Here is a 26881-nt window from a genome sequence, read left to right as displayed (position 1 = left end):
CCGGTCAGCCCTTTACCACGTCAAAGATCTCGGGGGGCAGGTTGTAGCCCCACATCCTGAACCGCTCGGCGAAATGCGACCGGACGCCCGTGCCGGTGAAATGGCCGAGGATCTTGTTCTCGGGCGTCAGCCCCGTGCGCTGAAAGCGGAATACCTCCTGCATCGAGATCACGTCGCCCTCCATCCCGGTCACTTCGGTGATCGAGGTCATCCGGCGCGAGCCGTCCTGGAGGCGGCTGGCCTGCACGATCAGGTTGACGGCGCTCGCGACCTGGCTGCGCACCGCCTTGAGCGGCATCTCGATCCCCGCCATGGCGATCATGTTCTCGAGACGGCTGACCGCGTCGCGGGCCGAGTTCGCGTGGATCGTCGTCATCGACCCGTCATGGCCGGTGTTCATGGCCTGCAGCATGTCGATGACCTCTTCGCCGCGGGTCTCGCCCACGATGATGCGATCGGGGCGCATCCGTAGCGCGTTCTTGAGACAGTCGCGCTGGCTGACCGCGCCGCGGCCTTCGACATTGGCCGGGCGGCTTTCCATCCGACCCACATGGGTCTGTTGAAGCTGGAGTTCGGCCGTATCCTCGATGGTCAGGATCCGTTCGGAATCGTCGATGAAGGACGACAGCGCGTTCAGCGTGGTCGTCTTGCCCGAGCCCGTGCCGCCCGAGACGATCACATTGAGCCGCGTGCTGACCGCCGCCTCGAGATACAGCGCCATTTCCTCGCTGAAGGCGCCGAAATTCACCAGGTCGGGAATGCCGAGCTTTTCCTTCTTGAACTTGCGGATCGACACGAGGCTGCCGTCGACGGCAATGGGCGGAACCATCGCGTTGAACCGCGACCCGTCGGCGAGCCGCGCGTCGACATAGGGGTTCGATTCGTCCACCCGCCGCCCGACGGCCGACACGATCTTGTCGATGATCCGCAGGAGGTGCCGCTCGTCCTTGAAGCTGATATCGGTGAGTTGCAGCTTGCCCGCCCGCTCGACGAAGATCTGGTTGGGGCCGTTCACGAGGATATCGTTGACCGTATCGTCCTTGAGCAGCGTCTCGAGCGGGCCGAGCCCCTTGACCTCGTCAAAGAGGTCCTGGTTCAGCGACTGGCGTTCCTCGCGGTTCAGCACCACGCCCATTTCCTGAAGCGCCTCGGCCGAAATGGCGCTGATCTCGGCCTTGAGATCGCTCTCGGCGGCGGTGTCGAGCGCGGCGAGGTTGAGGTTGTCCAGCAGTTCCTGGTGCAGCTTGACCTTGATATCGCCGAGGCGTTCGCGGCGACGGCGATCCTTGTCGAGTTCCGGCCGCGCCTCGGCGCGGCGGGCCGGGCGCACGTTTTCGGGCAGGGCGCGCTTGCGCGGGGCCTCGGGCAACTGTTCGGGGGCGGCGCCGGCGCGCGGGGGCGCGGTCTTGGCCGGGGCAGCGGGCTGGGCGGTCTTCTTGTAGCGGGAGAACATGTCAGCCTACCTTCGATGCTTCGCGGTTCAGCTCGTGGGCCGAGGCCGCGAGCTTGGCGATCTCGCGCCGCAGCGGGTTCTTGCGCGCCGCCTCGGCCAGCGGCACGCCCCGGTCGCAGGCCTCGGAGACCGGGCGGCCGCCGTCCGGCAACTGCACCTCGAGCGAGATATCGAGGCTCTGGGCAAGCTGCTTGACCCGCGATTTCCCGGCGAGGTCGGTGAATTTCGGCGCCCGGTTGAGGATGAAGCGCAGCTTTTCGACCGGCAGATCCTCGGCCTTTAGCGCGCGCAGCAGCCTCAGCGCGTTCTGCGCCGAGCGCATGTCGATCTCGAGCAGGGAAAAGAACACATGCGCGCGGTTGAGTACCGTTTCGGTCCAGTGGACCACCGTGCGGGGCATGTCTATCACGACGTAATCGAACTGCGCAGTGGCCGCGTCGATGAGGCGGTCCACGTCTTCGGGGCCGATGATGTCGAGCGGCAGGATCTCGGCCGGCGCGGTCAGCGTCCAGAGGCGGTCATCATGGGGGACCAGCGCCTGGCGGAAACTCTCGTCGTCCATCGTCTCGGTGTCGGACAACAGCTCGAACACCGCCTCGCGCTGGACGAGGTCGAGATATGTCGCGCTCGACCCCGTTTGCAGGTCGAGATCGAGCAGGCACACGCTGCCATCGTCGCCCTTGGACAAAAGCGACAGCTCGTTGGCGAGGTTCACCGCGAAGGTGCTGGCCCCGACCCCGCCCGCAAGCCCCTGCACCGGAAGGATCACGCCGTTGCGGTTGCCGCCCGCCATCCGAGCCGGGGCGGCGAGCCGGGCCTGTTCGACCGGCGGGGCGACCGCCGGCTCGGGCGCCTCGAGCCGGGCCACGGCCTCGCGCAGGGCGTTCTCGGGCAGGGGATAGGGCAGGAACTCGGACGCGCCTTTCCTGAGGATCCGGTGCAGGTCCACCGGCTTGATATCCTCGGCCACGACGAGAACCTTGATCCCGCGGTCATGCGCCTCGGCGACCAGAAGCTCGATGAAAGGCAGTTCGGAGGTATCCGCCGTGTCGATGGCGAGGGCGAGGATGCGCAGGTCGGCGGCGTCGGGCTGGCCGAGAAAGGCGCGCGCCTCGGCAAAGGACAGATCGCCCCAATCCTCGCCGAACACGGTTTCCATGTCGTCGATCAGCAGGTCGAACTGTTGGACATCCCGCGAAACGGTGCAGGCCCGGAACGGTGCGGGGTCGGGCGCCACTGCGAGGTTTCCAGCCATATGCGTCATCCTTCGCTCGGTCGAGCATGGGTCGGACCGGGCCGGCGGAAAGCCGGATAGGGTCCGTCTGGCGCCTTTATCGGCGATGAAGTGGGCAACATTTTGGCCGGACGGGCATAATCGTTCGACAAACGGGGACGGTGGTGCCGGCTTGCGGGCGCTACTCGACCACGTTCAGGCCGCCGTCATCGGCCGGCGGCAGGGCAACGGCGCTTTCCACGTATTCGCGAAAGATCACCTCGGCATATTTGCCGTTGAGCAGCGTGCCGCGCCGCCCGACAAAGCCCGACACCTCGGTCACGGTGCGGCGGTTCGCCTCGGCGCGGCCCTGCGTCGCGATCAGCGGGCGCGATTCGCCGAATGACACCATCGCGGCCAGCCGGTCGCGCCGCACGCCGTTGGCTATCAGCGCATCGACGACCGATTTCGCCCGCCGCAGCCCCAACGCCTTGTTGTAGGCGTCGCTGCCGACGAGATCGGTATGGCCGAACACGCGGAAGGTCACCTCGGGGAACTGGCGGATCCACGATGCCTGCCGCGCGACCGTCGCATAGGCCTCGGCAGACAGAACGTCGCTGTCGAAGGCGAAATTCACCATCGGGTCGATCTCGGATGAAAAGCGGGCGTTCAGCCCCTCGACCTGGCCGATCCGTCCCGATTGCACGGCCATGTTGTTCGCGGTTGCCGCGCCGAACCGTCCCTCGTCCAGAGAGGCCCCGACCGGCGCGCCCCATCTTTCGCCCACGGGCACGTCTGCGCAGGCGGCCAAGGCCAGCAGGGCGGCAAGCAGGGTGGGCGCCTTTGCCGACATCGTCCTCACTCCATAACGTAGCCATAGGACCCCGAGAAGCCCTGGCGGGCGATCTCGCCCGCGGCGCCGCCGGTGGTGCGGCCCGACAGGAACAGCTCGCGTTCGGTCGGGAGTGTGACGCGGTCGGTCGGCAGGGTCAGCGCCTCGCCCCGGACGGGCGTGACGAGATGGGCGGTGATGATGATGACCAGTTCGGATTGCGCGCGGGCGTATTCGCTGCTGCGAAACAGCGCGCCCAGCACCGGAATGTCGCCGAGCCACGGAACCTGGCCCACGAGGTCGCGGAAATCGTCCTGCAACAACCCCGCGATGGCAAAGCTTTCGCCGTCGCGCATCTCGATGGTGGTCTGCGTCTCGCGCCGCGAAAACCCGTCGATGTTGAACCCGTTCTGCTGGATGCCGATGGTCGGGTCGACGGCCGAGACGGCGGCGGCGAGCTGGATGTTGATGAGGTCGGTATCGACGACGCGCGGCGTGAACTCGAGCTCGACACCGAAAGGCTTGTACTCGATCGTCACCCCCTCGTCGCCGCCCGCGACGGGAATGGGGTATTCGCCGCCCGCCAGGAACGAGGCCTGCTGGCCCGAAAGCGCGGTCAGGTTCGGCTCGGACAGGGTGCGCACGACCCCGCGGCTTTCCAGCGCCTCGAGCAGCACCTCGAACCGCAGGCTTTCGGGCCCGAAGCCGAAGACCGTCGCGCCCTGCGTGCCGCTCGCGACCTCGACCGGCTGGCCGGGCGCGTTGTCGCCGCGCAGGTAGCCGCCGGTCTCGGCCGAGAAATCGGTGCCCGACACGCCCAGCGAGGCCGAGAGGGATTTGCTGACCGACCGGCTCATCTCGGCAAAGCGGACCTTGAGCATCACCTGCTGCGTGCCGCCGACCGTCATCAGGTTCGATACCCGGTCGGGCGCATAGCGCCCGGCAAGATCGAGCGCGCGGTCCAGCGCCGTGATCGACGAGACGGTGCCCGACAGCACGATGCCGTCATTGGCGGTGCGCACCTCGATCTTTTCGTTGGGCAGGATCTGCTGGAGCCGCTCCTTGAACTCGCCCAGATCGGGGACGACATGCACCTCGACATTGGTGATGAGCCGCCCCTCGGCGTTCAATAGCGTCAGCGTCGTGCGCCCCGGCGTCTTGCCCAGAACGTAGACGGTGCGGTCGGACAGGGTCGAGATATCGGCGATGGCGGGGTTGGCGATGCTCAGCTCGGCAAAGGGCATGTCGGATTCGACGACCACCGCACGGTTCATCGGCACGCGCAGCACGCCCGAGGTGCTGCCCTGCAACACACGCAGGGATTGTGCCGGGCTTTCCGCCGGAACCCCCACGAGCGCCAACGCGCACCCGATCATAGCCAGTCTGAAGAGCGCCCTTATCGGCATTGAACGTGCTTTCGCCTCGAATATCCGGGTCTTGTGCCCGTTCGTTGAAGTCACCCTGCGGGGCGTTTCGCGTCATTGCAACGTCGCTGATACGGTGACCGGGCGGTTGTCACCGCCCCGCAACACAGCAAAGGCCCGGAAACCGGGCCTTTGGCGTCAGTTCGTGCAGGGGATCGGGATTTCGACCACCTCGTTGCCCCGGCGGGTGCGGATGGTGCAGACCTCGTCCTTTTCGACGACCGGGACGGGATCGTCGCGGATGCCCAGCAGGCTGCGCTGATCCATCTCGACCACGCCGACCTCGACATCGTCCGCGCCGCCGACCAGCGACAGCGACAGCCGCCCCGAGGATTGCGCCTGGGCGAGCTTGGCCACCTGCTGGGGTGTCGCCTCGACCGTGACGGTGCGCGCGACCGTGGCGCCCGTGCGTTCCTCGTCGGCGGATTGATCGACGGCGACGATGCGCACGCTGCGGTCGATGAGGCGCGTGACCTCTGACCGGGTATCGGGGGTCATGCCGGTCCAGTAGACATCGACCCGGTCGTTGGGGCGCAGGAAACCCGAGACGCCGGTGGCGACATCGACGCTGATCGCAAAGGCGCGCTTGCCCTTGCTGATGCGCGACGAGACGCCCGCGCCCTCGCCCGGCTCGGACACCTTGGAGGCGAGCACCGCCTCGTTGGCGAGCATCGAGCGCAGCGTGGTGCGCGGCATGTCGGCCCCGCGGGGAAACATCTCTTCGAAGGTTCCGAACAGCCCCTCGGGCACCGCGTCGAGCGGGAAGGACACGACGCGCAGATCCTCGGGGACGAGCGGCTGGCCATAAGGAATGTCGCGATTGACCACGATGACCGGGCGCATGGGCACGCTCGCGCCGTTCTTGGCGCGCTCGGCCTCGAGCGCGGTCTGGTATTCCGCGATCTGGTTCTGGATCATGTAGACGGCGAACCCCGCAAGCGCGAGACCGATCGCGAGAACGCCGATGAAAACGATACGCATCCTGTCACCTCATCTTCGGCTGCCGGACTGGCCCGGTATCGTGCCGGGCCCGTCGCGGCGATCCTCGAAAGCATGGCCTGGAAATGCGGCGCCGGCGTGACGCTGCCGTGACCATCGAAAGCAACGGGCCCGCATCGACAGGATGCGGGCCCGAGGCATGTCAGTCGTCGGTCGGACGTATGGCCCGGCCTTACGGGAAGGCCGTGGTCGTGGCGCCGCCTAGGTGCGACGAGATCGTGTTCGAGATCGACGTGGTGCCGCCCCGGACCGTCGTCAGAACGGCGATGCCCAGACCCATGACGGCGGCGGTCAGCACGACCCAGTCGACGGTGACGGCGCCGTCTTCGTCGTTGCGGAAGGTCTTGGCGAGTTTGAAGAATTTCATGACATGCTCCAGTGGTTTTCGGTTCGGGGCGTCGCCTGTGCTCGGTGGCGATGAGGACAATCTGCTGTTGCTTTGGGGCATCTTTTGGGCGCTGGTCGTTTCATTCTGCGGCATCCTCGGGGCGCCGCGGCCATGATTGCGGGATCAGCGGAACTGCGTCGTGATGGTGTAGCCGTTGTAATGGGTATGACCCGACGATGCCGTTTCCTGGTTGTTCGACACCGCGCTCAGCACGCCGATGGCCAGCGCGACGATCAGTCCGACCTGAAGGACCCAGTCCCCCGAGATGCCACCGTCCTGGGACGCAGCGAACTTCTTGAACATGGATACTGTCATAACGGTCGGTTCCTTCGGTCTTCCGGTAACGGCTTGTTAACCTTCTCTGCGTCGCAACTGCGGCAAACCGGGGGAAAGACGGCGGCGCGAGCGCTAACCGCGCCATCTCGATGCCGCAAACCGGGGGATTTTTGCGACGATCGGCCGGAAAAGGCCCGAATGCCCGAGGTTAGGCTTGCCGCATCCGTCCGTCCCCTCTGAAACTGGGCGCAACGAGAACAAGCCGAACGGTCGAGCAGCCCTGATGCGTCTCACACTGGTCCTGTCCGCATGCCTTGCGGCGACGCTCGCCGTTCCGGCCGCCGGCGAGGCGGTCTCGCCGTTTCCCGATTTCACCTTCAAACGTCAAAAGGCCCCGCCCGCCGGAACGCGGCCCCGAATCGGCGTCCAGATCGACCCCGAGGAACAGGCGCGCATCCTCGCCGCGCGCCCCAAGACCGTGCTTCGCCGGCCCGATGCGATCCTGCCCCAACGCGCGCAGCCCGAAGCCGCCCCGCCCGCGGGCGCGCAGGATTACGCGTGGTTCTGGGACGGGGTGCCGCTGAACGGGTTGGGGCCCGGCGGGCTCGAAGGTGCCATGAACGCGCTCGCCGCCCCGCCCGGCGGCGTCTCGGCGCCCGAATTCCGGCTCGACGATCTGCGCCGGATCGCGGACCGTCACGGGATCGAGATCCTCAAGGCCACGGTCGGCACCCGCGTCTCGCCCGCCCTCGCGCTGGCGGTGATCGCGGTCGAATCGGCGGGGCGGACCGACGCGGTCAGCCATGCGGGCGCGACCGGGCTGATGCAGCTCATGCCCGACACCGCCGCGCGGTTCGGCGTCACCGACAGCACCAATGCCGTGCAGAACATCGAGGGCGGGGTGAAATATCTCGACTGGCTGATGGGGCGGTTCCAGGGCGATCCGCTTTTGGTTCTGGCCGGGTACAACGCGGGCGAGGGGGCGGTCGACAAGCATTCGGGCGTCCCGCCCTATGTCGAGACGCTCGATTACGTGCCCAAGGTGCTCGCGGCGTTTCGCATCGCGCGCGGGCTGTGCCTGACGCCGCCGATGCTGGCCTCGGATGGCTGTGTCTTCGTGAACGGCCGGACGGCGCAGAATGGCTGATCCGCGCCCGCTCGTGCTCGACGTGGACGAGACGTTCCTCAAGACCGACCTGCTGCACGAATCGCTTTGCGCCGGGATCGGGCGGGCGCCGGGGGCGACGCTGAGATCGCTCGCCCGGCATTGGCGGCGGCCCGACAGGCTCAAGGCCGAGCTGGCCGAATCCGTACCGCTCAGGGTCGACCTGATGCCCACGCGCCGTGGCCTCGCAGCGCGCGCCCGCACGGCGCAATCCGAGGGCCGCGAGGTGATCCTCGCTTCGGCCTCCGACCGGCGGCATGTCGAGGCGCTGGCCGCGCATCATGGGTTCGACGGCGCGATGGGGTCCGAGAGGGGCGCGAATCTCAAGGGCGCCGCCAAGGCGCGCGCCCTCGTCGACCGGTTCGGCGTCGGGGGGTTCGACTACGCGGGCGATTCGACCGCCGACCGCGCCGTGTGGGCCAAGGCCGGTCGCGCCCTGACCGTCGGCGCCGATCCCCGCACCGACGGACCGATCGAGCGCCTGCCCGCCGAGCGCCGCGCGAAAGATATCGTCCGGGCCTTGCGGCCGAAATCCTGGGTCAAGAACATCCTCCTGTTCCTGCCTGCCGTGGCGGCCCATGCGTTCGACTGGGCGACTTTCGGACTGGCGCTCCTGGGGATCGTGGCGTTTTCGCTCGCCGCGTCCTCGATCTATATCGTCAACGACCTGCTCGATCTCGAGGCCGACCGCCTTCACCCGACGAAACGCAACCGCCCCTTTGCCAGCGGGGCGGTGTCGATCAGGACGGGGCTGGTGCTGTTCGTTGCAGCGCTTGGCGCGGCCCTGGCGGTATCGGCCGCGCTGGGCGCGGCCTTCACCGGGGTGATCGTCGTCTATGTCGCGCTGTCGCTGGGGTATTCGCTGCGGCTCAAGCGGATGCGCTGGGTCGATCTGTTCTGCCTTGCCGCCCTTTACACCTTGCGGGTCGTGGCGGGCGCGGCCGCGACCGGGGTGCCGGCGACCACCGCGATGCTCGTTTTCGTCTTCCCGGTGTTCTTCACGCTCGGCTGCGTCAAACGGCTGACCGAACTGGCCCGCGCGTCGTCGCCCGAGCGTTTGCCGGGCCGAGGGTACGGGGCTGCCGACAAGCCCGATCTGCTGAACCTCGCCGGGATGGGCGTGGTCGCGGCGCTGGCGATATTCGCGATCTACACCATGTCGCCGCAGGCCGAGGCGCTTTATCCCAGCCGGTGGCTGCTTTGGGCGGCGCTGCCGGTCATGGCGCTGTGGCTGATGCGGATGGTGGCGTTGGGCGCGCGGGGACGCATGGATTACGATCCCATCGTGTTCGCGCTACAGGACCGGCGCGGGATCGGGCTGCTGCTCATCACGTTGTCTCTGATCTTTTGGGCGGCGGGCCTGTGGTCCGAGTGGTTCGGCTAGATCGACAGGCGTTTGAACACCCGCTCGGGGATCGACCGGATGATGAGCATGATCGCCCGCCAGAAACCGGGGGTATAGATCACGTCCCGTTTGCGGTCGGCGGCGCGCAGGATGTCGCGCGCCACCCGTTCCGGCGGGGCGACGAGGAACATGCCGGGCAGGCCCCATGTCATGGCGGTGTCGACAAAGCCCGGCTTGACCGTCACCACATGGGCGCCGGTCCCCTCGAGCCGGGAACGCAGCCCCGAAAGATAGGTCGTGAACCCGGCCTTGGCGGCCCCGTAGACGTAATTGCCCTGCCGACCGCGGTCGCCCGCGACAGAGGAGACGCCGACCACCGTGCCGCCATGTTCGGACAGTTGCGGCAAAAGGCCGGTCAGGAATTGCGCGGGGCCGGTCAGATTGACGCGCATGACGCGGTCGATCAGGGCGGGGTCGGCGTCGATCTCGTCCTGCGCGGGCATGTCGCCCACGAAGACGGCGCAGTTCACGCGCCCCGGTCCGGCCATGGCGCGGATGTCGTCAAAGCCCGCGGGATCGCCGATATCGAGCCGCGCGATCTCCGCATCCGCAGCCCCGCGCGCGCGGCAATCGGCGGCGGTCGCGGCCAGATCGTCCTCGTCCCGTCCGGCTAGGATCAAACCGGCCCCCCGTTCGGCGAGGCTGCGCGCAAGCGCCCGCCCCATCGCCGAGGATGCGCCGAGGACGATCCAGGTCTCGCTCATGACGTGCCCCTCAGCTCGAGACGTCGCGTCAGCCCCGTGGCATAGGCGGCATTCGGGTCCAGCCGGTCGGCCTCGGCCAGCCAGTCGGCATGTTCTGGATACATCGCGCGCACCATCGCCCCCCCGGCCAGCGCATCCTTCGCGAGATAGATCCGCCCGCCGGCCTCGGCGACATCGTCGTAGAGGGCGCGGATCGCGGTTTCGCCCGCGTCGCCCGCGCGGATATCGCAGGCGAGCGTCCATCCCTCCATCGGAAAGGACATATGCCCCGCGCGCCCCGGCCCCATGCGCTTGAGCACGCTCAGCGGCGAGGCGAGACCGCTCTCGACGATCGCGCCGAATATCGCGCGCAGCGCGTCGAGCCGCGCCTCGGGCAGGACGCATTGGAACTGGTGAAACCCGTTGCGGCCGTAGAGGCGGTTCCAGTCCGCGATCCCGTCGAGCGGGAAATAGAAGCTCTCGCAGGGGATGTCGCGCGTGCGCCCCTCCTTTGGCACCCGCGCGAGATAGGCCGCGTTGAACAGCCGCACCACCGGTGGCGCAAGCGCCAGCCGCGGCGCGTCGAGAGGCACGCGCAGCCGCCTTTCGCGGGCGGTGCGGCGCGTTTCGGTCGGCGCGGCCTCTTCGACGATGCCGCGTCCGGTGGCCGCCCCGCGCGCCGTGGCGTCGATCCAGGCGACCGCGTATTCCGCAGGCGATTCGGCCAGCCGCGAAACGAGGGCGTCCCAATCGGCGGCGCGGGTTTCGGTGACGCGCATCGCCCCCGCCTGCCGCCGCTCGAGCTGTATCCTGACGCGCGCGATGGGGCCGGTCTGCCCCAGCCCGCCGATGGTTGCGAGAAACGCGGCCTCACCGGGGTGGAGACGCAGCGGGCCGTCGCCTGTGAGCAGCGTCAAGGCGGTGACATGCTGGCCGAAACTACCGGCGCGGTGGTGATTCTTTCCGTGCACGTCCATCGCGACGGCGCCGCCCACCGTGGCGTGACCCGTCCCCGGCAGGACCGGCGGCAGGAACCCCTGCGACCGGGCGAGGCGCAGCAGGTCGGCAAGAGTAAGGCCCGGTTCGACCTCGATCTCGCCCGTTTGCGTGTCGAACTCGAGCACGCGGTCGAGCCGCGTGCTGAGGATCGCGTCGCCGCCGGGGTTAAGGCAGGCATCGCCATAGGATCGGCGCGCGCCCAGAACAGGTGCGGGGGACGTGGCGATGAGGCGCGCAAGCTCGGCCTGGCGTTCGGGGCGGGCAAGCCGGCCCTTGGCACGAAGCGCACGGCCCCAGCCGGCATATTCAGCGGTTTTCCAGCGCATGATCCCTCTCGCAGCGGGTGGCGTGGCGTTCCGCGACCGGAAAGACGACCAGCCCGATGGCCAGCGCGAACCACAGCGTGGTGAGGCGGATCACTGCGGTCGCCGCGATGGCGGCATCGAGCGGGACGTCCGACGCGACGAGCAGCGCGACCATCGCCGCCTCGGCCCCGCCGAGGCCGCCGGGCGCGCCGGTCAGCCCGCCCGCTAGCGTTGCAAAGGTAAATATCGCGATGGCGGCCCAGAAACCCACCGGGGCGCCGAACCAACCGAGCAGCAGCCACAGCCCGATCCCCTCGGCCGCCCAGCCGACGATGCCCAGCGCCAGCACCGGCACCGCGACCCGCGGCGCCTGGAACCGGCCCAAGAGCCCCGCGGCGCTGCGCAGCCGCGCAAGCGGCCGGGCGAAACGCCCCGTAGCCCGATAGGCGCCCAGCGCGGCCGCCGCGAAAAGACCGGGGCGGGTGACGATAAAGGCCAGCGCCAGCGCGCCGCCCGCGGCCAGCATTCCCCCGGCGATGCCTGCCTGCGCCAGGGCCAGCGACACGGCGAGGATCAGCGCCATCGCGCCCAGGTCCGCCGCGCGGTCGAGGAGCGCCAGCGGCGCGATCCGCGTCATGGCGGCGCCGGTTTCGCGGCCGATCCAGCGCAGGCGCACGAGTTCGCCCACCCGGCCGGGCGTGACCGACATGGCGAACCCGCCGAGGAAGTGGCGCAGGCTGGACGAGAGCGGCAGGTCGAGCCCGGCGCGGCGCACGCAGACATGCCAGCGCAGCGCGCGGCAGCCGTAATTCGCCAGCGACAATACCAGCAAAACCGCAATCTGAACCGCCCCGAGGCGGGCGATCTGGTTCACGACCTCGGACCAGCCGGTTCCACGGGCAAGCATGACCAGCCCCGCGGCAATGGCCAGCGCGAACAGGGCGCCGAGCGCGATGTCGCGGTTGCGCGTGGTGCGGGGGATGGCGGTCGTGACCTTCATGAGCGCCGTGATAGCCGGGCATTGGGGCGATTTCATGGCCCCATAGGCCTGGCCGGCGGCATCACTCGCGATCCGCCGCCGGCCGTTGCCGGTTCAGACGATGGTGGCCTCGGTCGCCGCGCGCAGGTCGTCCTCGGTCACGCCGGGGGCGGTTTCCACGATCTTCAGCCCGCCCTCGACCACGTCCAGAACGCCGAGATTGGTAATGACGCGATCCACCACGCCCGTTCCGGTCAGCGGCAGGGTGCAGGCGCGCAGCAGCTTGGACTCGCCCTTCTTGTTCTGGTGATCCATGACCACGACCACGCGGCCGACGCCCGCGACGAGATCCATCGCCCCGCCCATGCCCTTGACCAGCTTGCCGGGGATCATCCAGTTGGCGAGATCGCCGTTCTCGGCAACCTCCATCGCGCCGAGGATCGCGACCGCGATCTTGCCGCCGCGGATCATTCCGAAACTGGTGGCGCTGTCGAAATAGGCGGTGCGGTCGAGCTCGGTTATGGTCTGCTTGCCGGCGTTGATGAGGTCGGGATCCTCGTCGCCCTCATAGGGGAAGGGGCCCATGCCGAGCATCCCGTTCTCGGATTGCAGGGTGATGTCCTTGTCGCCGGTATAGTTCGCGACCAGCGTCGGAATCCCGATCCCGAGATTGACATACATGCCGTCCTCGAGCTCTTGCGCGGCGCGTTCGGCCATCTGATTGCGGTCCCAGGGCATCACGCGGACTCCTTCTTGCGGGTGGTGCGCTGTTCGATGCGCTTTTCGTGATCGCCCTGGACGAGGCGGTGCACATAGACGCCGGGCAGGTGGATATGGTCGGGGTCGAGGCTGCCGCGCGGCACGATTTCCTCGACCTCGGCCACGCAGACCCGGCCGCACATCGCCGCCGGCACGTTGAAGTTGCGCGCCGTCTTGCGAAAGATCAGGTTGCCGGTGTCGTCTGCCTTCCATGCCTTGACGATGGCGAGGTCGGCGACGATCCCGCGCTCGAGGATATAGGTCTCGGGCGCGCCGTCCGGGCCGGTGGGGAAATCCTTGTGTTCCTTGCCCTCGGCGATCTGGGTGCCGACGCCGGTCTTGGTGTAGAAGCCCGGAATGCCCGCGCCGCCCGCGCGCATCCGCTCGGCCAGGGTGCCCTGGGGGTTGAACTCGACCTCGAGCTCGCCCTCGAGATACTGGCGCATGAACTCGGCATTCTCGCCCACATAGGACGACATCATCTTGCTGACCTGTCGGGTCGCCAAAAGGATGCCGATCCCGAAATCGTCCACGCCCGCGTTGTTCGAGGCGAATGTCAGGTTCTTCGGGCCCGCATCGCGGATCGCCGAAAGAAGCAGCTCGGGGATGCCGCAGAGCCCGAAGCCCCCAGCCGCGATCAGCATTCCGTCGCGCAGGAGGCCATCGAGCGCCGAGGCCGCGTCGTCATATATCTTCTGCATAAAACCGTCCCTTGTCCGTCCCGAACATATCGGGCCGGGCGCCATGGGGTGTCAACGCACGGCTTGCCGTTTTGCGCGATCCACGCGCGCCCGCCGCGGTCGGGCAGGCGGCGCGGGCTACTCCTTCTTCGCGGCGGAGGCCTTCTTCGCCGGTGCTTTCCCGGCGGCGGGTTTCTTTGTCGCCGCCTTTCTGGCCGCGGGTTTCTTGGTCGCGGCTTTCTTGGGGGCGGCCTTTTTCTTCGCGACTTTCTTGCCGCTCCTGGCGGCGCGTTCGTCGATCAGGTCGACGGCCTGCGCCAGCGTCAGCTCGGCCGCGTCGATGGTTTCGGGGATCGTCGCGTTGATCTTTTCCCATTTGACGTAGAGGCCGTATTTCCCGTCATAGATCGCCACCGGGCCACCGGCCTCGGGGTGTTCGCCCAGTTCGCGCAGCGGCTTGGCCGCGCGACCACGTGCGCCGCGGCTTGCCACCTTTTCCGCCAGAAGCTGCACCGCGCGGTTCATGCCCACGGTCCAGACATCCTCGAGCGTTTCGAGATTGGCGTTCGTGCCGCCCCGATCCGAGGTGCTTTCGGCGTGTTTGAGGTAGGGGCCGTAGCGCCCGATATTCGCCCAGACCGGAACGCCGTCCTCGGGGTGCTGTCCCACGAGGCGGGGCAGGGCGAGCAGGCGCACGGCATCGGCCAGCGACACCTCTTCGGGGGTCCAGTCCTGCGGGATCGACTGGCGCGGGGGCTTGGGGTTGTCCTCGGTCGCCGTGCCGCGCTGCGCATAGGGGCCGTAACGCCCCTTGAAGATGCGGATCTCGTCGCCCTGATCCTTGCCCAGAAGCTTGCCCTCGGGCGGGATGGCCGAGGCTTCGGCCTCGGGGTCGGGCGGGCCGAACGGGCGGGTATAGCGGCATTCGGGATAGTTCGAGCACCCGATGAAGGCCCCGCCAGACCGCGCCGTGCGCATCGACAGCCGCCCGTTGCCGCAATTGGGGCAGAGCCGCGGGTTCGAGCCGTCGGGTTGCGGCGGGTAGAGATGCGGCGACAGCACCTCGTCGATCTTGTCGAGCACCTCGGAAATCCGCAGATCGGCGGTTTCCTCGATGGCGGCATGAAAGTCGCGCCAGAACCGGTCGAGCAGGGTCTTCCAGTCCTCCTCGCCGGCGCTGACATGGTCGAGGCTCTCCTCCAGCCCGGCGGTGAAGTCGTATTCAACGTAGCGGCGGAAGTAATTGACGAGGAACGCGGTCACGAGCCGCCCCTGGTCCTCGGGGAACAGGCGGTTCTTGTCCTTGCGGACGTATTTGCGATCCTGGATCGTGGTGACGATGGAGGCATAGGTCGATGGCCGCCCGATCCCCAGTTCCTCCATCCGCTTGACCAGCGTCGCCTCGGTATAGCGCGGCGGCGGCTGGGTATGATGCTGAAGCCCGAGAACCGCGCCGTCATGGCCGAGCTGCGAGGCACCCGCCCCGGCTTTTGCGGCCTCGTCGGCGAAAGTCTTGTCGGCAAAGCCGAGCGCGTCGCCCTCGGCGATCTGCGGCAGACGCTTGTCGTCATCCTCGGCCGGTTCGTCGCGACCTTCCTCGTAGATGGCGATGAAGCCGTCGAAGAGCATGACCTGCCCCGTCGCGCGCAGCCCGACCTGGCGATCGGGGCTCTCGATCTCGACCGTGGTGCGTTCGAGCCGCGCGGCCTCCATCTGGCTGGCGAGCGTGCGTTTCCAGATTAGGTCGTAGAGCTTGCGCTGATCGGCATCGGCCAGCTTGAGGCTGTCGGCATCGCGCGCCATGTCGGTGGGGCGGATCGCCTCGTGGGCCTCCTGCGCGTTCTTGGCCTTGTTCTTGTAGATCCGCGGGGCCTGCGGCACGTAATCCGCGCCGAAACGGTCGCGGATCGCATCGCGCGCGGCGCTGACCGCCTCGGGGGCCATGTCGATGCCGTCGGTCCGCATGTAGGTGATGTGGCCCGCCTCGTAGAGCCGCTGCGCCGTCGACATCGCGGCACGCGCGCCCATGCCGAACTTGCGGCTCGCCTCCTGCTGGAGCGTCGAGGTCATGAAGGGCGGGGCGGGGTTGCGGGTGGAGGGCTTGGCCTCGACCGACACGACCGAGAGCTTGCGCGACGATACCGCCTGCACCGCCATTTCGGCCTGCGTCTCGTTGGCCAGGTCGAACCGCTCGAGCTTGCGGCCCGCCAGCGACACCAGCCGCGCCTCGAAGGGCTTGCCGCGCGGCGTCGTCAGCCCGGCGCGGACGGTCCAGTATTCGCGCGGGCGGAATGCCTCGATCTCCATTTCGCGCTCGACGATCAGGCGCAGGCAGACCGACTGCACCCGCCCGGCCGATTTCGATCCGGGCAGCTTGCGCCACAGCACGGGCGAGAGATTGAACCCCACGAGGTAATCCAGCGCGCGGCGGGCGAGATAGGCCTCGACCAGCGGGGCGTCGACCTGCCGGGGGTTCTTCATCGCCTCGGTCACGGCGCTTTTCGTGATGGCATTGAACACGACGCGGCTGACGGCGGTATCCTTGCGGATCGCCTTGCGCTCGCGCAGCGTCTCTTCGAGGTGCCAACTGATCGCCTCGCCCTCGCGGTCGGGGTCGGTGGCGAGGATCAGTTCGTTGTCGGTCTTGAGCGCGTCGGCGATGGCCTTGACGTGTTTCTTGCTGTCGGACGCGACCTCCCACCGCATGTCGAACCCGTTATCGGGGTCGACCGACCCATCCTTCGGCGGCAGGTCGCGAACATGCCCGTACGAGGCGAGGACGGTATAGCCGTCGCCCAGGTACTTGTCGATGGTTTTCGCCTTGGCGGGCGATTCGACGACGACGACGGCCATAATGGGACCCCGATCAGAGACAGGGGGCTAGATGTGTGCGATGGCCGGGGGTTGTCAATCGGTGGATGCCGCGGCGTCGCCCGCCGCAGGCTCGGACGGACGGCTCAGCATCCCGCCCGCGCCGCGCGTGATCCGGCCTGAAAGCTCGAGCGCGACCAGCGCCGGGGCCACCCGGCCGGGGGGCACGCCGATGTCGCGCAGCAGCTCGTCCTCGAGCGTTGGCGACGGCCCCAGCCGCGACAGGATCAGCCGGTCGAGCGCGGCCCCCTCGGGCCCCGCGGATGCGGGCGGGGGCGGCGGGTCCGCGCGGGTCCGGCGCCGCGCGGCGGGCGCGGCCGGAGGCGCCAGCGCCTCGCGCAGGTCGTCGGCCCCGCGCACCAGCGTCGCGCCGTCGCGGATCAGCATGTTCGCCCCCGAGGCGCGCGCGTCGAAGGGGTGTCCCGGCACGGCCAGCACGTCGCGCCCCTGGTCGAGCGCGTCGCGCGAGGTGATGAGGCTGCCCGATTTCGCCGCAGCCTCGACGACGACGACGGCACGCGCCAGCCCCGAGATGATGCGGTTGCGCCGCGGAAAATGACGGGCCTGCGGGGCGAGCCCCATGGGCTGCTCGGACAAAAGCACCCCGCTTTCGGCGATGCGCGCGGTCAGCGCGGCGTTCTCTGTCGGATAGACGACATCGACCCCCCCGGCGAGCACGGCGACGGTGATCCCCCCGGCCTCGAGCGCGGCGTCGTGGGCGGCGGCATCTATGCCGCGTGCCAGCCCGGACACGATGGCGTGACCGTCGCCCGCCATGGCCCCGGCGAGCCTTCGCGCCATGCGCAATCCCAGCGACGAGGCGTTGCGCGCGCCCACCAGCGCGATGGCGGTACGGTCGAGCCGCGCGGGATCGCCGCGGCACCACAGCAGGGGCGGGGCATCGTCGATCCCGGCGAGCATCGCGGGATATGACGGGCCGCCGATGGCCAGCGGCACCGCGCCCGCGCGCCGCCCGCGCGCCAGTTCGGCCGCGGCGATCTCGGGGGGGCAGGCGCACCAGTCGCGCGCCCCGGCCGCCTGCGCGATGCCGGGCAGCGCGTCGAGCGCGGCGCGCGCCGATCCGTATTCGGCCATAAGGCGATAGAAGGTCGCGACGCCGACGCGACGCGAACGCAAGAGGCGGAACCAGTCCAGCCACTCTTCCTCAGAGTGGGGTGGGGTGAGAAGGGGTGGGGAAGGGATGAACTCCAAGGCCGTTCCAGCTCCGCCAACTTGCCCGCCCAGATGTGACGCGCGAAGGTTAAGGCGGGGTAAACGCCGCGACGAAACCGGCGCGCGGCGTTATCCCTAATGAAACGGAACCGGAACGTCAGGTGGCCGAGCCGCCGACGGTCAGCCCGCCGATCATCAATGTCGGCTGGCCGACGCCCACCGGCACCCATTGCCCGGCCTTGCCGCAATTCCCGATGCCGGGATCGAGCGCCATGTCGTTGCCGATGGCCCGGATCTGGCGCAGCGCGGTCGCACCGTCGCCGATCAGCGTCGCGCCCTTGACCGGCGCGCCGACGCGGCCGCCCTTCACCCGGTAGGCCTCGGTGCAGGAAAAGACGAACTTGCCGTTCGTGATGTCGACCTGCCCGCCGCCGAAACCCACGGCATAGATCCCGTCCCTGAGATCGGCGAGGATCGCCGCCGGGTCGGTGTCGCCGCCCGTCATGTAGGTGTTCGTCATCCGCGGCATCGGCATGTGGGCATAGCTTTCGCGCCGCCCGTTGCCCGTCGGCGCGACCCCCATCAGGCGGGCGTTCTGGCGATCCTGCATGTAGCCCACGAGTATGCCGTCCTCGATCAGCACGTTCTTGCCCGAGGGCGTGCCCTCGTCGTCGATGGTGATCGACCCGCGCCGCCCCGGAATCGTGCCGTCATCCAGCACCGTGACGCCCGGCGCGGCGATGCGCGTGCCCATCAGACCGGCGAAGGCCGAGCTTTTCTTGCGGTTGAAATCCCCCTCGAGCCCATGGCCGATGGCCTCGTGCAGCAGGATGCCGGGCCAGCCGGGGCCGAGCACGACATCCATCACCCCGGCGGGCGCGGGCTCGGCCGCGAGGTTGACCAGCGCGATCCTCAGCGCCTCGCGGACCTGCGGCTCCCACGTGTCGCGCTCCATCAGCGCGGCCAGCCCCTCGCGGCCGCCGCCGCCCGTCGAGCCCTGCTCGCGCCGGCCGTTCTCTTCGACGATGACCTGCACGTTCAGCCGCGACATGGGCCGCACGTCACGCAGGACCTGCCCGTCGGGCCGCAGGATCTCGACCTCCTGCAGGGATGCCCCGAGGCTCGCCGTGACCTGCACCACCCGGCGATCGAGCTCGCGCGCCACGGCATCCATCTCGCGCAAGAGCGCGACCTTGGCCGGGAACCCCGCCTCGGACATGGGGTCGAGATCGGGATAGAGCCTGCGATTGGTCGGAACCGGCCCCGCGGCCATCGTCCCGCCGCCCGCGCCTACCGCCAGCCGGGCGGTATCGACCGCGCGCCGCAGCGCGGATTCGGTCAGCTCGCTCGAATGGGCATAGGCCGAGGTCTCGCCCCGAACGGCCCGCAGCCCGAACCCCTCGCTCGCGTCGAAGCTCGCGTTGCGGATGCGCCCGTCGTCAAAGGTGATTGCCTCGGCGCGGCGGCGTTCGAGGAAAAGCTCGCCGTCATCGGCCCCGTCGGTCGCCTCGCGCAGCAGTTTCAGCGCGGTGCCGTCGTCGATGCGGTCGGACAGGGGGCGGAAGGGGGCGTCGGACATCTATGCCTCGGAGTTTGGGGGATTTCGGGTCGAAATGTCGATGAAAAGCTGCCCGCCGTGTCTCTTCGCCGCAACGGTTCGTCTTGTTCACCCAGCTTTTATATGGTTTCAAGCGACGGATTTCCAACGGGACGGGTCGTGCGACTCGCCCGGACGTTGTTGCACAGGACATGCCGATGCGTTTCAGCACCCTTCTCGCCACCCCGGCCGCCTTTCTCGCGGGGGCTACCGTCGCACGGGCCCAGGACAACCCGATCGGCGATCTGCCGATCATCGGCAAGCCGGCGCCGGGCGGAATGGGCTGGCAGCCCGCGGTTACCGACCTCGCCGCGGATATCCATTGGCTCGACAACATGATCCTCGTCATCATCACGCTCATCACCCTGCTGGTGACGGGTCTGCTGCTGTGGATCGCCTTCCGCTACAACGCGCGCCGCGGGCACGAGCCCAAGGCCTTCACCCACAACACCCCGCTCGAGATCGCGTGGACGCTCGGGCCCATCGTGATCCTCGTCTTCATCGGGGCGTTCTCGCTGCCGATCCTGTTCAACCAGCAAGAGATCCCCGAGGGCGACATCACCATCAAGACCACCGGCTACCAGTGGTACTGGGGCTACGAGTATGTCGATCACGATTTCTCGTTCGACAGCTACATGATCGGCGCCCCGGCCACGGGCGGCGACAACCGCCTGACGGACGAGGTGCGCGCCCAGCTTCAGGAGGCCGGCTATTCCGAGGACGAGTTCCGCCTTGCGACCGACACCGCCATGGTCGTGCCCGTGGGCGCCACCGTGGTCGTTCAGGTCACGGGCGCGGACGTGATCCATTCGTGGACCATCCCGGCCTTCGGCGTGAAGCAGGACGCCGTGCCGGGCCGCCTGGCCGAGCTGTGGTTCGAGGCCGAGGAAGAGGGCGTGTATTTCGGCCAGTGCTCCGAGCTTTGCGGGATCGCCCATGCCTACATGCCGATCACGGTCAAGGTCGTCGACCAGGAGACGTATGACGCCTGGCTCGATTGGGCCATCGCCGAATATGGCGGCACCCCGCGCGAGGCCGTCACCGCCGCCGCCGCCCCTGCGGGCGACCCGGCGATCGAGGATGCCGCCACGCTCGAGGATGCCGCGACGCTGGAACCGGCCTCCGACTGAACCGCCGCGAAAGGACCCCACCGATCCGATGACCGATCTTTCCGCCACGCGCGCCATCGAGGGCGAAGCCCAGTTCGGCGATTACTTCGCGCTGCTCAAGCCGCGCGTCATGACCCTCGTCGTGTTCACCGCGCTGGTCGGGATGCTGGTCGCACCGGTTGCGGTGCACCCCTTCGTGGGGTTTTGCGCGATCCTGTTCATCGCGGTGGGCGGCGGTGCCTCGGGCGCGCTGAACATGTGGTGGGATGCCGATATCGACGCCGTCATGCGCCGCACCTCTGGGCGGCCGATCCCCTCGGGGCGCGTCACCGGCGGCGAGGCGCTGGCCATCGGGCTTGCCCTGTCGGGCTTTTCGGTCGTCATGCTGGGGCTTGCGACGAACTGGGCGGCGGCGGCGCTGCTGGCCTTCACCATCTTCTTCTACGCCGTGATCTATTCGATGTGGCTCAAGCGGTCGACGCCGCAGAATATCGTGATCGGCGGCGCGGCGGGGGCGTTCCCGCCGATGATCGGCTGGCTGGCCGCGACCGGGTCGCTTTCGCTCGAGCCGGTGCTGATGTTCGCGCTGGTCTTTCTCTGGACGCCGCCTCATTTCTGGGCGCTCGCGCTGTTCATGCGGTCGGATTACGACGATGCCGGCGTGCCCATGCTGACCGTGACGCATGGCCGACCGGCCACCCGGCGCCACATCCTCGCCTATTCGATCGTGCTGGCCGTGTTCGCGGTATGGCTGGCGGTAACGGCGGCGGGCGGGCCGGTCTATGCCGTGACGGCGGTGGCCCTGAACGCCTGGCTGCTGCGCGGCGCGGTGCAGATCGTGCGACGGGACGAATCCGCCGCCGAGGCCGACCGCTATCTCGTCGAGAAAAAGTTCTTCAAGTTCTCGCTGCTCTACCTTTTCCTTCATTTCGGCGCCCTCCTGGCGGATGCCGGGCTCAGGGGCGCGGGGGTTCTCTGACATGGCACTTCAAACGCTGCACGACATGCATATCCGGCGCCGGTCGCGCAATATCGGCCTCGGGCTCGTTCTCGTCGGGTTCATCGGGATCGTGTTCGGCCTGACCGTCGTCAAGGTTCAGCAACTGGGCGCGACGCAGGCCTTCGACCACGTCCTGCGCCCCGAACTCCTGCCCGGAGAGGTGGCGCCGGAATGACCATGGATCCCCGCCGCAAGACCGTGTTCCAGACCGTCGGCGTCGTCGTCGTGATGGGCGGGCTCGCCTGGGCGTCAGTGCCGTTCTACGACTGGTTCTGCCGCGTCACCGGCTATGGCGGCACGCCCAACGTCGCGGCCGCGGAAAGCGCCGAGATCCTCGACCGCACGATCAAGGTGCGGTTCGACGGGTCGCTGTCGCGCGACATGGCGTGGGAGTTCACCCCGGTCGAGCGCGAGATGGAGGTGCGGATCGGCGAGACGGGGCTGGCCTTCTACGAGGCCTACAACCCGACCGACCGCCCCATCGCCGGGCAGGCCAGCTATAACGTCGCGCCCTATGACGCGGGCCAGTTCTTCTCCAAGATCGAGTGCTTCTGCTTCACCGAACAGGTGCTTCAGCCCGGCGAGCGGGTGCAGATGCCGGTCAGCTTTTTCATCGATCCGGCCATCGTCGAGGATCGCGACGCGAAACACGTGAATCACATCACGCTGTCCTATACATTCTACGAAATCGACCTGCCCGAAGACGATCGGCAGGCGAGCCTGAACTGAAGCCCGAGGGACCACGCCAATGGCGCAAGAAAAAAACCACGACTACCACATCCTGTCCCCCTCCCTGCATCCGTTCGTCGCCTCGGTCGGCGCCTTCGTGATGCTGATCGGGGCCGTGCTCTGGATGCACGCCATCACGCCGTTCCCGTTCTTCATCGGTCTGGCCATCGTGCTCTATTCGATGTTCGCCTGGTGGTCCGATGTCGTGGCCGAATCGAACGAGGGCGATCACACGCCGGTCGTGCGGATCGGCCTGCGCTACGGCTTCATCCTGTTCATCATGTCCGAGGTCATGTTCTTCTCGGCCTGGTTCTGGTCGTTCTTCAAGCACGCCCTCTACCCGATGGAGACGTTTTCCGAAGGCCAGTGGCCGCCCCCGGCGATCGAGACCTTCGACCCGTGGCACCTGCCGCTCATCAACACCCTGATCCTGCTGTGCTCGGGCTGTGCCGCCACCTGGGCGCATCACGCGCTGGTGCACGAGAACAACCGCAAGGACGTGGCCACCGGGCTGATCGTCGCCGTGCTGCTGGGCGTGATCTTCACCTTCTTCCAGGCCTATGAGTACAGCCACGCGGCCTTCGGCTTTGCCGGCAACATCTATGGCGCCAACTTCTTCATGGCGACGGGCTTCCACGGTGCGCATGTCATCATCGGCACGATCTTTCTCTTCGTGTGCTACCTGCGGCTGAGGGCGGGACACTTCTCCCCCGAAAAGCATGTCGGGTTCGAGGCCGCGGCCTGGTACTGGCACTTCGTCGACGTGGTCTGGCTGTTCCTCTTCGCGTCGATCTATATCTGGGGCTCCTGACGCCTCACGATCCGCAGGTTTTGCCGGGCCGTTCTTTCGGGGGCGGCCCGGTGTCGTTCCGCAACAAGCAATAAAGAGTGACCCCGCCCGTGGCCCGCTGGATCTCGATCATCGCCCTCGGTCTCGGGGGGCTTGCGATCCTCCTGTCGCTGGGGGTCTGGCAGCTCCAGCGGCTGGCGTGGAAGACCGAGATGCTCGACCGGATCGAGACGCGCATCGCAGGCCCCGCCGAACCGCTGCCCGTCGATCCCGACCCCGAGGCGATGCGCTTTCGCCCCGTCGCGGTCGAGGGGTCGATCGCCGGCGCCCCGCTGCATGTCCTGACCTCGACCGCCGAGACCGGACCGGGATACCGCGTGATCGCGCCGTTCGAGACGACGACCGGGCGCGCGGTCATGGTCGATCTGGGCGTGATCCCGACCGCGGCCAAGGACGCGGCGCCGGATACCGGCCCCCTGCGGATCGAGGGCAACCTGCACTGGCCGCGCGAAAGCGATGGCTTCACCCCGCCGCCCGAGGCCGAGCGCAATATCTGGTATGCCCGCGACGTGCCCATGATGGCCGAGGCGCTCGGGACCGAGCCGATCCTCGTCGTCGCGCGCGGCGTCGAGCCGCCGTTGCCGGGCATCCTGCTTCAGCCGGTCGGAACCGCGGCGATCGCCAACGATCACCTGCAATACGCGATCACGTGGTTCACCATCGCCGCAGGCTGGGCGGGGATGACACTGCTTTTGCTGTGGCGTATGGCCAGATCCGACAGGTCGAGGACGCGATGAGATATCAATCCACAAGGGGCCAGGCGCCCGAGCTCGATTTCGAGGGGGCCATGCTGACGGGGCTGGCGCGGGACGGTGGGCTTTACGTGCCGACCGAGATCCCGCGACTCGACCCCTCCGAGATCGCCGCCATGGCCGGCCGCCCCTACGAAGAGGTGGCGCTGACCGTCATGCGCCCCTTCACGGGGATGGACGACGCGCGCCTCGCCCCGCTGATCGAACGCGCCTATGCCGCCATCGACCACCCCGCCCGCGCGCCGCTCAGGCAACTGGCGCCGTGCCATTTCCTGCTCGAGCTGTTCCACGGGCCGACGCTGGCCTTCAAGGATTTCGCGATGCAGCTGATCGGTCAGCTGTTCCAGGACGTGATGGCGCGCCGTGGCGAGCGGATCACCATCGTCGGCGCGACCAGCGGCGATACCGGGTCGGCCGCCATCGAGGCGTTTCGCGGGCTCGACAACGTCGAGTGTTTCATCCTTTTCCCGCATGGCCGCGTCTCGGACGTGCAGCGCCGCCAGATGACCACCCCGACCGAGGCCAATGTCCACGCGCTCGCCCTGCATGGCGATTTCGACGATTGCCAGGCAGCGGTGAAGGCGATGTTCAACGACCACCCGTTCCGCGACCGCGTCGGGTTGACGGCGGTGAACTCGATCAACTGGGCGCGGGTGCTGGCGCAGGTCGTGTATTACTTTGCCGCAGCCACCGCGCTCGGAGCCCCACATCGCCCCGTCTGCTTTACCGTGCCCACCGGCAATTTCGGCGATATCTTTGCCGGCTGGGTGGCGCGGCAGATGGGGTTGCCCATCGACCGGCTCGTGATCGCGACCAACCGCAACGATATCCTGCACCGCACCATGGCCAGCGGCGCGCATCGCAAGCAGGGGGTCGCGCCGACGATCAGCCCGTCGATGGATATCCAGGTCAGTTCGAACTTCGAACGGGCGCTGTTCATGGCCTATGGGCGCGACGGGCGCGCCACGGCGCAGCTCATGGACGAATTGGCCCGCGAGGGCGGGTTCCAGATCAGCCAGGGCGCGATGCAGGCGCTGCGCGAGGATTTCGTTTCGGGCCGCGCCTCGGAGGACGAGACCCGCGCCACCATCGCCCGCATCGCCCGGACCACGGGCGAGATCCTGTGCCCCCATACCGCCGTCGGCGTGAAGGTCGCCGAAGAGATGGCGGGCGAGGCGCCGATGGTCACGCTGGCCACCGCCCATCCTGCCAAGTTTCCCGACGCGGTCGAGGCGGCGACCGGCACGCGCCCGGCGCTGCCCGCGCGCATGGCCGATCTCTTTGACCGGCCCGAGCGCGTCACCGAGGTCGCGAACGACGTCGCGGCGATCCAGTCCCTGATCGAAAAGAGAATTGCATGAGCCTGCGCAGCGATACCTTGCCCAACGGCCTGCGGGTCGTGACCGAACACATGCCCGGCCTCATGTCGGCCAGCATCGGCGTGTGGGTCACGGCGGGCGGCCGCCACGAGCGGGCCGAGCAGAACGGCATCGCGCATTTCCTCGAGCACATGGCGTTCAAGGGGACCGAAACGCGCAATGCGCGCCAGATCGCGGAATCCATCGAGGATGTCGGCGGCTATATCAACGCCTATACCAGCCGCGAGATGACGGCCTATTACGCCCGCGTGCTCGAGGCGGATGTGCCGCTCGCGCTCGACGTGATCTCGGATATCGTGCTGAATCCGGTCTTCGACGCGGCCGAGATCGAGATCGAGCGCGGCGTGATCCTCCAGGAGATCGGGCAGGTCGCCGACACGCCCGACGATATCGTGTTCGACTGGTTGCAGGAGGCGGCCTATCCGAACCAGCCGCTCGGGCGTCCGATCCTCGGGCCGTCCGAACGGGTCCAGGCCTTCGGGCGCGGCGATCTGGCGGATTTCGTGGGCGAACGCTACGCCGCGAGCGACATGATCCTCGCCGCGGCGGGGGCGGTCGATCACGACGCGATCATGCGCTATGCGACGGCGATGTTCGGCGGGCGGCCGGGGCGGGTCAAGACCGCGCCCGAAAAGGCCGTCTGGCGCGGCGGCGAGCGGCGCGAGATCCGCGATTTCGAACAGGTGCATTTCACGCTCGGTTTCGAGGCGCCGAGCTATCGCGACCCCGATTTCCACACCGCGCAGATCCATGCCAGCGCGCTGGGGGGCGGCATGTCCTCGCGGCTGTTCCAGGAACTGCGCGAGACGCGGGGCCTGTGCTATTCGATCTTTGCGCAGGCGGGCGCCTATGACGATACCGGGATGCTGACGGTCTATGCCGGGACATCGGCCGATCAGATCGGGGCGCTGGTCGGTCTGACCGCCGACGAGATGAAGCGGGCCGCCGACGACATGACCGATGCCGAGGTCGAGCGTGCGCGCGCCCAGCTCAAGGCGGGGCTGCTCATGGGGCTCGAAGGCGCCTCGGCCCGTGCCGAGCGGCTGGCGCGGCTGACCTCGATCTGGGGCCGGGTGCCGAGCCTCGAGGAGACGATCGAAAAGATCGACGCCGTCACGACCCGCGACGTGCGCGACTATGCCGGGCGGGCGCTCCATGCCTCGACCCCGGCGCTGGCGCTTTACGGGCCGGCCGGGGACGCGCCCGATCTCGAGCGGCTGAAAGAGCGGCTCGCCGCGTGATGTTCGCGCGCGGGCGGACTCTGCGGATCGAGACCGATCGTCTCTGCCTCCGCCCGCCGCAGCAATCCGATTACCGGGCGTGGTCGGCGCTGCGGCGCGACAGCGCGGCGTTCCTCCAGCCGTGGGAGCCGACATGGGCTCCCGACCACCTGACGCGCAAGAGCTTTACAAATCGCGTCTACTGGGCCGCGCGCTCGATCCGGTCCGAACAGGCGATCCCGCTGTTTCTCATCCGGCGCGAGGATTCGACGCTGGTCGGGGCGATCACGCTCGACAATATCCGGCGCGGCCCGGCGCAATCGGGCACGCTCGGCTACTGGATCGGCGAGCCGTTCCAGCGCCGCGGCTACATGCGCGAAAGCATCGAGGCGGTGGTGCATCACGCCTTTCGCAAGCTCGACCTGAGCCGGGTCGAGGCCGCCTGCCTGCCCGAGAACGCGGCCTCTCGCGGGGTGCTCGAGCGGTCCGGGTTCAAGTACGAGGGCGTCGCGCAGAGCTATCTCCAGATCGCCGGGCGGTGGCGCAACCATGTCCTCTTCGCGAACCTGCGCGGCGACCGGCGGGGCCGTGTCGATATGTCCTGACGGCGTGCTCGCCCGACGGGGCCGCGTGGTCTAGCA

Annotated in this window: 26 protein-coding genes; 11 read left to right on the top strand and 15 right to left on the bottom strand. The window is 68.3% G+C overall.

The genetic code is table 11. From position 1 onward, the window contains the following. Window positions 1-4: 4 nt before the first annotated feature. From E2L08_RS13840 to E2L08_RS13810, 7 genes are all read right to left on the bottom strand, one after another. Window positions 5-1453, bottom strand: a complete 1449-nt coding sequence (locus tag E2L08_RS13840) for a TadA family conjugal transfer-associated ATPase (protein ID WP_133397686.1) — start codon at window positions 1451-1453, stop codon at window positions 5-7. A gap of 1 nt (window position 1454) precedes the next feature. Beyond that, window positions 1455-2708 (bottom strand): CpaE/TadZ family protein, encoded by a 1254-nt coding sequence (locus E2L08_RS13835; protein ID WP_133397685.1) that lies wholly within the window; start codon window positions 2706-2708, stop codon window positions 1455-1457. A 160-nt stretch (window positions 2709-2868) separates the two neighbouring features. Further along, entirely contained in the window at window positions 2869-3519 is a 651-nt protein-coding gene (locus E2L08_RS13830; RefSeq protein ID WP_133397684.1) for an OmpA family protein, read from the bottom strand. Window positions 3520-3524: 5 nt separating this feature from the next. Beyond that, window positions 3525-4874: a type II and III secretion system protein family protein gene (locus E2L08_RS13825; protein WP_240758239.1), complete on the bottom strand. Its 1350-nt coding sequence runs from the start codon at window positions 4872-4874 to the stop codon at window positions 3525-3527. 186 nt (window positions 4875-5060) lie between these two features. After that, window positions 5061-5903, bottom strand: coding sequence for a Flp pilus assembly protein CpaB (gene cpaB / locus E2L08_RS13820; protein WP_133397682.1), 843 nt, complete (start codon window positions 5901-5903; stop codon window positions 5061-5063). A 190-nt stretch (window positions 5904-6093) separates the two neighbouring features. Further along, window positions 6094-6288 (bottom strand): Flp family type IVb pilin, encoded by a 195-nt coding sequence (locus E2L08_RS13815; protein WP_133397681.1) that lies wholly within the window; start codon window positions 6286-6288, stop codon window positions 6094-6096. 144 nt (window positions 6289-6432) lie between these two features. Further along, window positions 6433-6624 (bottom strand): hypothetical protein, encoded by a 192-nt coding sequence (locus E2L08_RS13810; RefSeq protein WP_133397680.1) that lies wholly within the window; start codon window positions 6622-6624, stop codon window positions 6433-6435. A gap of 244 nt (window positions 6625-6868) precedes the next feature. Between E2L08_RS13810 and E2L08_RS13805 the strand changes: the two genes are divergently transcribed. Further along, window positions 6869-7732, top strand: a complete 864-nt coding sequence (locus E2L08_RS13805; protein ID WP_133397679.1) for a lytic transglycosylase domain-containing protein — start codon at window positions 6869-6871, stop codon at window positions 7730-7732. Further along, the gene (locus E2L08_RS13800; protein ID WP_133397678.1) at window positions 7725-9134 is read left to right on the top strand and encodes a UbiA family prenyltransferase; all 1410 of its coding nucleotides are present in this window, start codon (window positions 7725-7727) and stop codon (window positions 9132-9134) included. Before E2L08_RS13805 ends, E2L08_RS13800 begins: the two co-directional genes overlap by 8 nt. On the opposite strand, the gene E2L08_RS13795 is transcribed toward E2L08_RS13800, so the two are convergent. The 8 genes from E2L08_RS13795 to tldD form a co-directional block, all read right to left on the bottom strand. After that, window positions 9131-9859, bottom strand: a complete 729-nt coding sequence (locus tag E2L08_RS13795) for an SDR family oxidoreductase (protein ID WP_133397677.1) — start codon at window positions 9857-9859, stop codon at window positions 9131-9133. The two genes, E2L08_RS13800 and E2L08_RS13795, sit on opposite strands and share 4 nt — an antisense overlap. Next, window positions 9856-11163: an FAD-binding oxidoreductase gene (locus E2L08_RS13790; RefSeq protein ID WP_133397676.1), complete on the bottom strand. Its 1308-nt coding sequence runs from the start codon at window positions 11161-11163 to the stop codon at window positions 9856-9858. Before E2L08_RS13790 ends, E2L08_RS13795 begins: the two co-directional genes overlap by 4 nt. Next, window positions 11144-12142, bottom strand: a complete 999-nt coding sequence (locus tag E2L08_RS13785) for a lysylphosphatidylglycerol synthase transmembrane domain-containing protein (RefSeq protein WP_133397675.1) — start codon at window positions 12140-12142, stop codon at window positions 11144-11146. The genes E2L08_RS13790 and E2L08_RS13785 overlap by 20 nt, the downstream gene beginning before the upstream one ends. Window positions 12143-12235: 93 nt before the next feature. Then, a complete protein-coding gene (locus E2L08_RS13780; RefSeq protein WP_133397674.1) occupies window positions 12236-12859 on the bottom strand; it encodes a 3-oxoacid CoA-transferase subunit B in 624 nt (207 codons plus the stop codon). Next, window positions 12859-13581, bottom strand: a complete 723-nt coding sequence (locus tag E2L08_RS13775) for a CoA transferase subunit A (protein WP_133397673.1) — start codon at window positions 13579-13581, stop codon at window positions 12859-12861. The genes E2L08_RS13780 and E2L08_RS13775 overlap by 1 nt, the downstream gene beginning before the upstream one ends. 117 nt (window positions 13582-13698) lie before the next feature. Continuing rightward, window positions 13699-16413, bottom strand: a complete 2715-nt coding sequence (gene topA / locus E2L08_RS13770) for a type I DNA topoisomerase (RefSeq protein ID WP_133397672.1) — start codon at window positions 16411-16413, stop codon at window positions 13699-13701. A 54-nt stretch (window positions 16414-16467) separates the two neighbouring features. Then, on the bottom strand, window positions 16468-17634 hold the full coding sequence (gene dprA / locus E2L08_RS13765; RefSeq protein ID WP_338069524.1) for a DNA-processing protein DprA: 1167 nt from the start codon (window positions 17632-17634) through the stop codon (window positions 16468-16470). A 127-nt stretch (window positions 17635-17761) separates the two neighbouring features. Beyond that, complete coding sequence (gene tldD, locus E2L08_RS13760; protein ID WP_133397670.1) at window positions 17762-19183, bottom strand: metalloprotease TldD; 1422 nt, start codon at window positions 19181-19183, stop codon at window positions 17762-17764. 176 nt (window positions 19184-19359) lie between these two features. Here tldD and coxB point away from each other — a divergent pair, with 176 nt between their 5' ends. The 9 genes from coxB to E2L08_RS13715 all read left to right on the top strand — a co-directional run bounded on the left by coxB (window position 19360) and on the right by E2L08_RS13715 (window position 26845). After that, on the top strand, window positions 19360-20331 hold the full coding sequence (gene coxB, locus E2L08_RS13755; protein ID WP_133397669.1) for a cytochrome c oxidase subunit II: 972 nt from the start codon (window positions 19360-19362) through the stop codon (window positions 20329-20331). A 28-nt stretch (window positions 20332-20359) separates the two neighbouring features. Then, on the top strand, window positions 20360-21289 hold the full coding sequence (cyoE, locus tag E2L08_RS13750; RefSeq protein WP_133397668.1) for a heme o synthase: 930 nt from the start codon (window positions 20360-20362) through the stop codon (window positions 21287-21289). Window position 21290: 1 nt separating this feature from the next. Further along, on the top strand, window positions 21291-21485 hold the full coding sequence (locus E2L08_RS13745; RefSeq protein WP_133397667.1) for a cytochrome c oxidase system small membrane protein: 195 nt from the start codon (window positions 21291-21293) through the stop codon (window positions 21483-21485). Continuing rightward, a complete protein-coding gene (locus E2L08_RS13740; RefSeq protein WP_133397666.1) occupies window positions 21482-22039 on the top strand; it encodes a cytochrome c oxidase assembly protein in 558 nt (185 codons plus the stop codon). The genes E2L08_RS13745 and E2L08_RS13740 overlap by 4 nt, the downstream gene beginning before the upstream one ends. Before the next feature lie 19 nt (window positions 22040-22058). Further along, entirely contained in the window at window positions 22059-22850 is a 792-nt protein-coding gene (locus E2L08_RS13735) for a cytochrome c oxidase subunit 3 (RefSeq protein ID WP_133397665.1), read from the top strand. An 89-nt stretch (window positions 22851-22939) separates the two neighbouring features. Beyond that, window positions 22940-23626: an SURF1 family protein gene (locus E2L08_RS13730; protein ID WP_133397664.1), complete on the top strand. Its 687-nt coding sequence runs from the start codon at window positions 22940-22942 to the stop codon at window positions 23624-23626. After that, window positions 23623-25002 (top strand): threonine synthase, encoded by a 1380-nt coding sequence (gene thrC, locus E2L08_RS13725; protein ID WP_133397663.1) that lies wholly within the window; start codon window positions 23623-23625, stop codon window positions 25000-25002. The genes E2L08_RS13730 and thrC overlap by 4 nt, the downstream gene beginning before the upstream one ends. After that, window positions 24999-26261 carry a M16 family metallopeptidase gene (locus tag E2L08_RS13720; RefSeq protein WP_133397662.1) on the top strand — a complete coding sequence of 421 codons (1263 nt, stop codon included), beginning with the start codon at window positions 24999-25001 and terminating at the stop codon, window positions 26259-26261. Before thrC ends, E2L08_RS13720 begins: the two co-directional genes overlap by 4 nt. Next, window positions 26261-26845: a GNAT family N-acetyltransferase gene (locus tag E2L08_RS13715; protein WP_133397726.1), complete on the top strand. Its 585-nt coding sequence runs from the start codon at window positions 26261-26263 to the stop codon at window positions 26843-26845. Before E2L08_RS13720 ends, E2L08_RS13715 begins: the two co-directional genes overlap by 1 nt. Window positions 26846-26881 lie beyond the last annotated feature (36 nt).

It is taken from the genome of Palleronia sediminis (genome assembly GCF_004358695.1).
GTDB classification, from domain to species: Bacteria; Pseudomonadota; Alphaproteobacteria; order Rhodobacterales; family Rhodobacteraceae; genus Palleronia; species Palleronia sediminis.
This window is presented reverse-complemented; position numbering and strand designations above follow the sequence as displayed.

Bases quoted from the DNA above. Each gene is read 5' to 3' on its own strand.
- E2L08_RS13840 (WP_133397686.1), bottom strand. From the start codon at position 1,453: ATGTTCTCCCGCTACAAGAAGACCGCCCAGCCCGCTGCCCCGGCCAAG.
- E2L08_RS13835 (WP_133397685.1), bottom strand. From the start codon at position 2,708: ATGGCTGGAAACCTCGCAGTGGCGCCCGACCCCGCACCGTTCCGGGCC.
- E2L08_RS13830 (WP_133397684.1), bottom strand. From the start codon at position 3,519: ATGTCGGCAAAGGCGCCCACCCTGCTTGCCGCCCTGCTGGCCTTGGCC.
- E2L08_RS13825 (WP_240758239.1), bottom strand. From the start codon at position 4,874: ATGATCGGGTGCGCGTTGGCGCTCGTGGGGGTTCCGGCGGAAAGCCCG.
- cpaB (WP_133397682.1), bottom strand. From the start codon at position 5,903: ATGCGTATCGTTTTCATCGGCGTTCTCGCGATCGGTCTCGCGCTTGCG.
- E2L08_RS13815 (WP_133397681.1), bottom strand. From the start codon at position 6,288: ATGAAATTCTTCAAACTCGCCAAGACCTTCCGCAACGACGAAGACGGC.
- E2L08_RS13810 (WP_133397680.1), bottom strand. From the start codon at position 6,624: ATGACAGTATCCATGTTCAAGAAGTTCGCTGCGTCCCAGGACGGTGGC.
- E2L08_RS13805 (WP_133397679.1), top strand. From the start codon at position 6,869: ATGCGTCTCACACTGGTCCTGTCCGCATGCCTTGCGGCGACGCTCGCC.
- E2L08_RS13800 (WP_133397678.1), top strand. From the start codon at position 7,725: ATGGCTGATCCGCGCCCGCTCGTGCTCGACGTGGACGAGACGTTCCTC.
- E2L08_RS13795 (WP_133397677.1), bottom strand. From the start codon at position 9,859: ATGAGCGAGACCTGGATCGTCCTCGGCGCATCCTCGGCGATGGGGCGG.
- E2L08_RS13790 (WP_133397676.1), bottom strand. From the start codon at position 11,163: ATGCGCTGGAAAACCGCTGAATATGCCGGCTGGGGCCGTGCGCTTCGT.
- E2L08_RS13785 (WP_133397675.1), bottom strand. From the start codon at position 12,142: ATGAAGGTCACGACCGCCATCCCCCGCACCACGCGCAACCGCGACATC.
- E2L08_RS13780 (WP_133397674.1), bottom strand. From the start codon at position 12,859: ATGCCCTGGGACCGCAATCAGATGGCCGAACGCGCCGCGCAAGAGCTC.
- E2L08_RS13775 (WP_133397673.1), bottom strand. From the start codon at position 13,581: ATGCAGAAGATATATGACGACGCGGCCTCGGCGCTCGATGGCCTCCTG.
- topA (WP_133397672.1), bottom strand. From the start codon at position 16,413: ATGGCCGTCGTCGTCGTCGAATCGCCCGCCAAGGCGAAAACCATCGAC.
- tldD (WP_133397670.1), bottom strand. From the start codon at position 19,183: ATGTCCGACGCCCCCTTCCGCCCCCTGTCCGACCGCATCGACGACGGC.
- coxB (WP_133397669.1), top strand. From the start codon at position 19,360: ATGCGTTTCAGCACCCTTCTCGCCACCCCGGCCGCCTTTCTCGCGGGG.
- cyoE (WP_133397668.1), top strand. From the start codon at position 20,360: ATGACCGATCTTTCCGCCACGCGCGCCATCGAGGGCGAAGCCCAGTTC.
- E2L08_RS13745 (WP_133397667.1), top strand. From the start codon at position 21,291: ATGGCACTTCAAACGCTGCACGACATGCATATCCGGCGCCGGTCGCGC.
- E2L08_RS13740 (WP_133397666.1), top strand. From the start codon at position 21,482: ATGACCATGGATCCCCGCCGCAAGACCGTGTTCCAGACCGTCGGCGTC.
- E2L08_RS13735 (WP_133397665.1), top strand. From the start codon at position 22,059: ATGGCGCAAGAAAAAAACCACGACTACCACATCCTGTCCCCCTCCCTG.
- thrC (WP_133397663.1), top strand. From the start codon at position 23,623: ATGAGATATCAATCCACAAGGGGCCAGGCGCCCGAGCTCGATTTCGAG.
- E2L08_RS13720 (WP_133397662.1), top strand. From the start codon at position 24,999: ATGAGCCTGCGCAGCGATACCTTGCCCAACGGCCTGCGGGTCGTGACC.
- E2L08_RS13715 (WP_133397726.1), top strand. From the start codon at position 26,261: ATGTTCGCGCGCGGGCGGACTCTGCGGATCGAGACCGATCGTCTCTGC.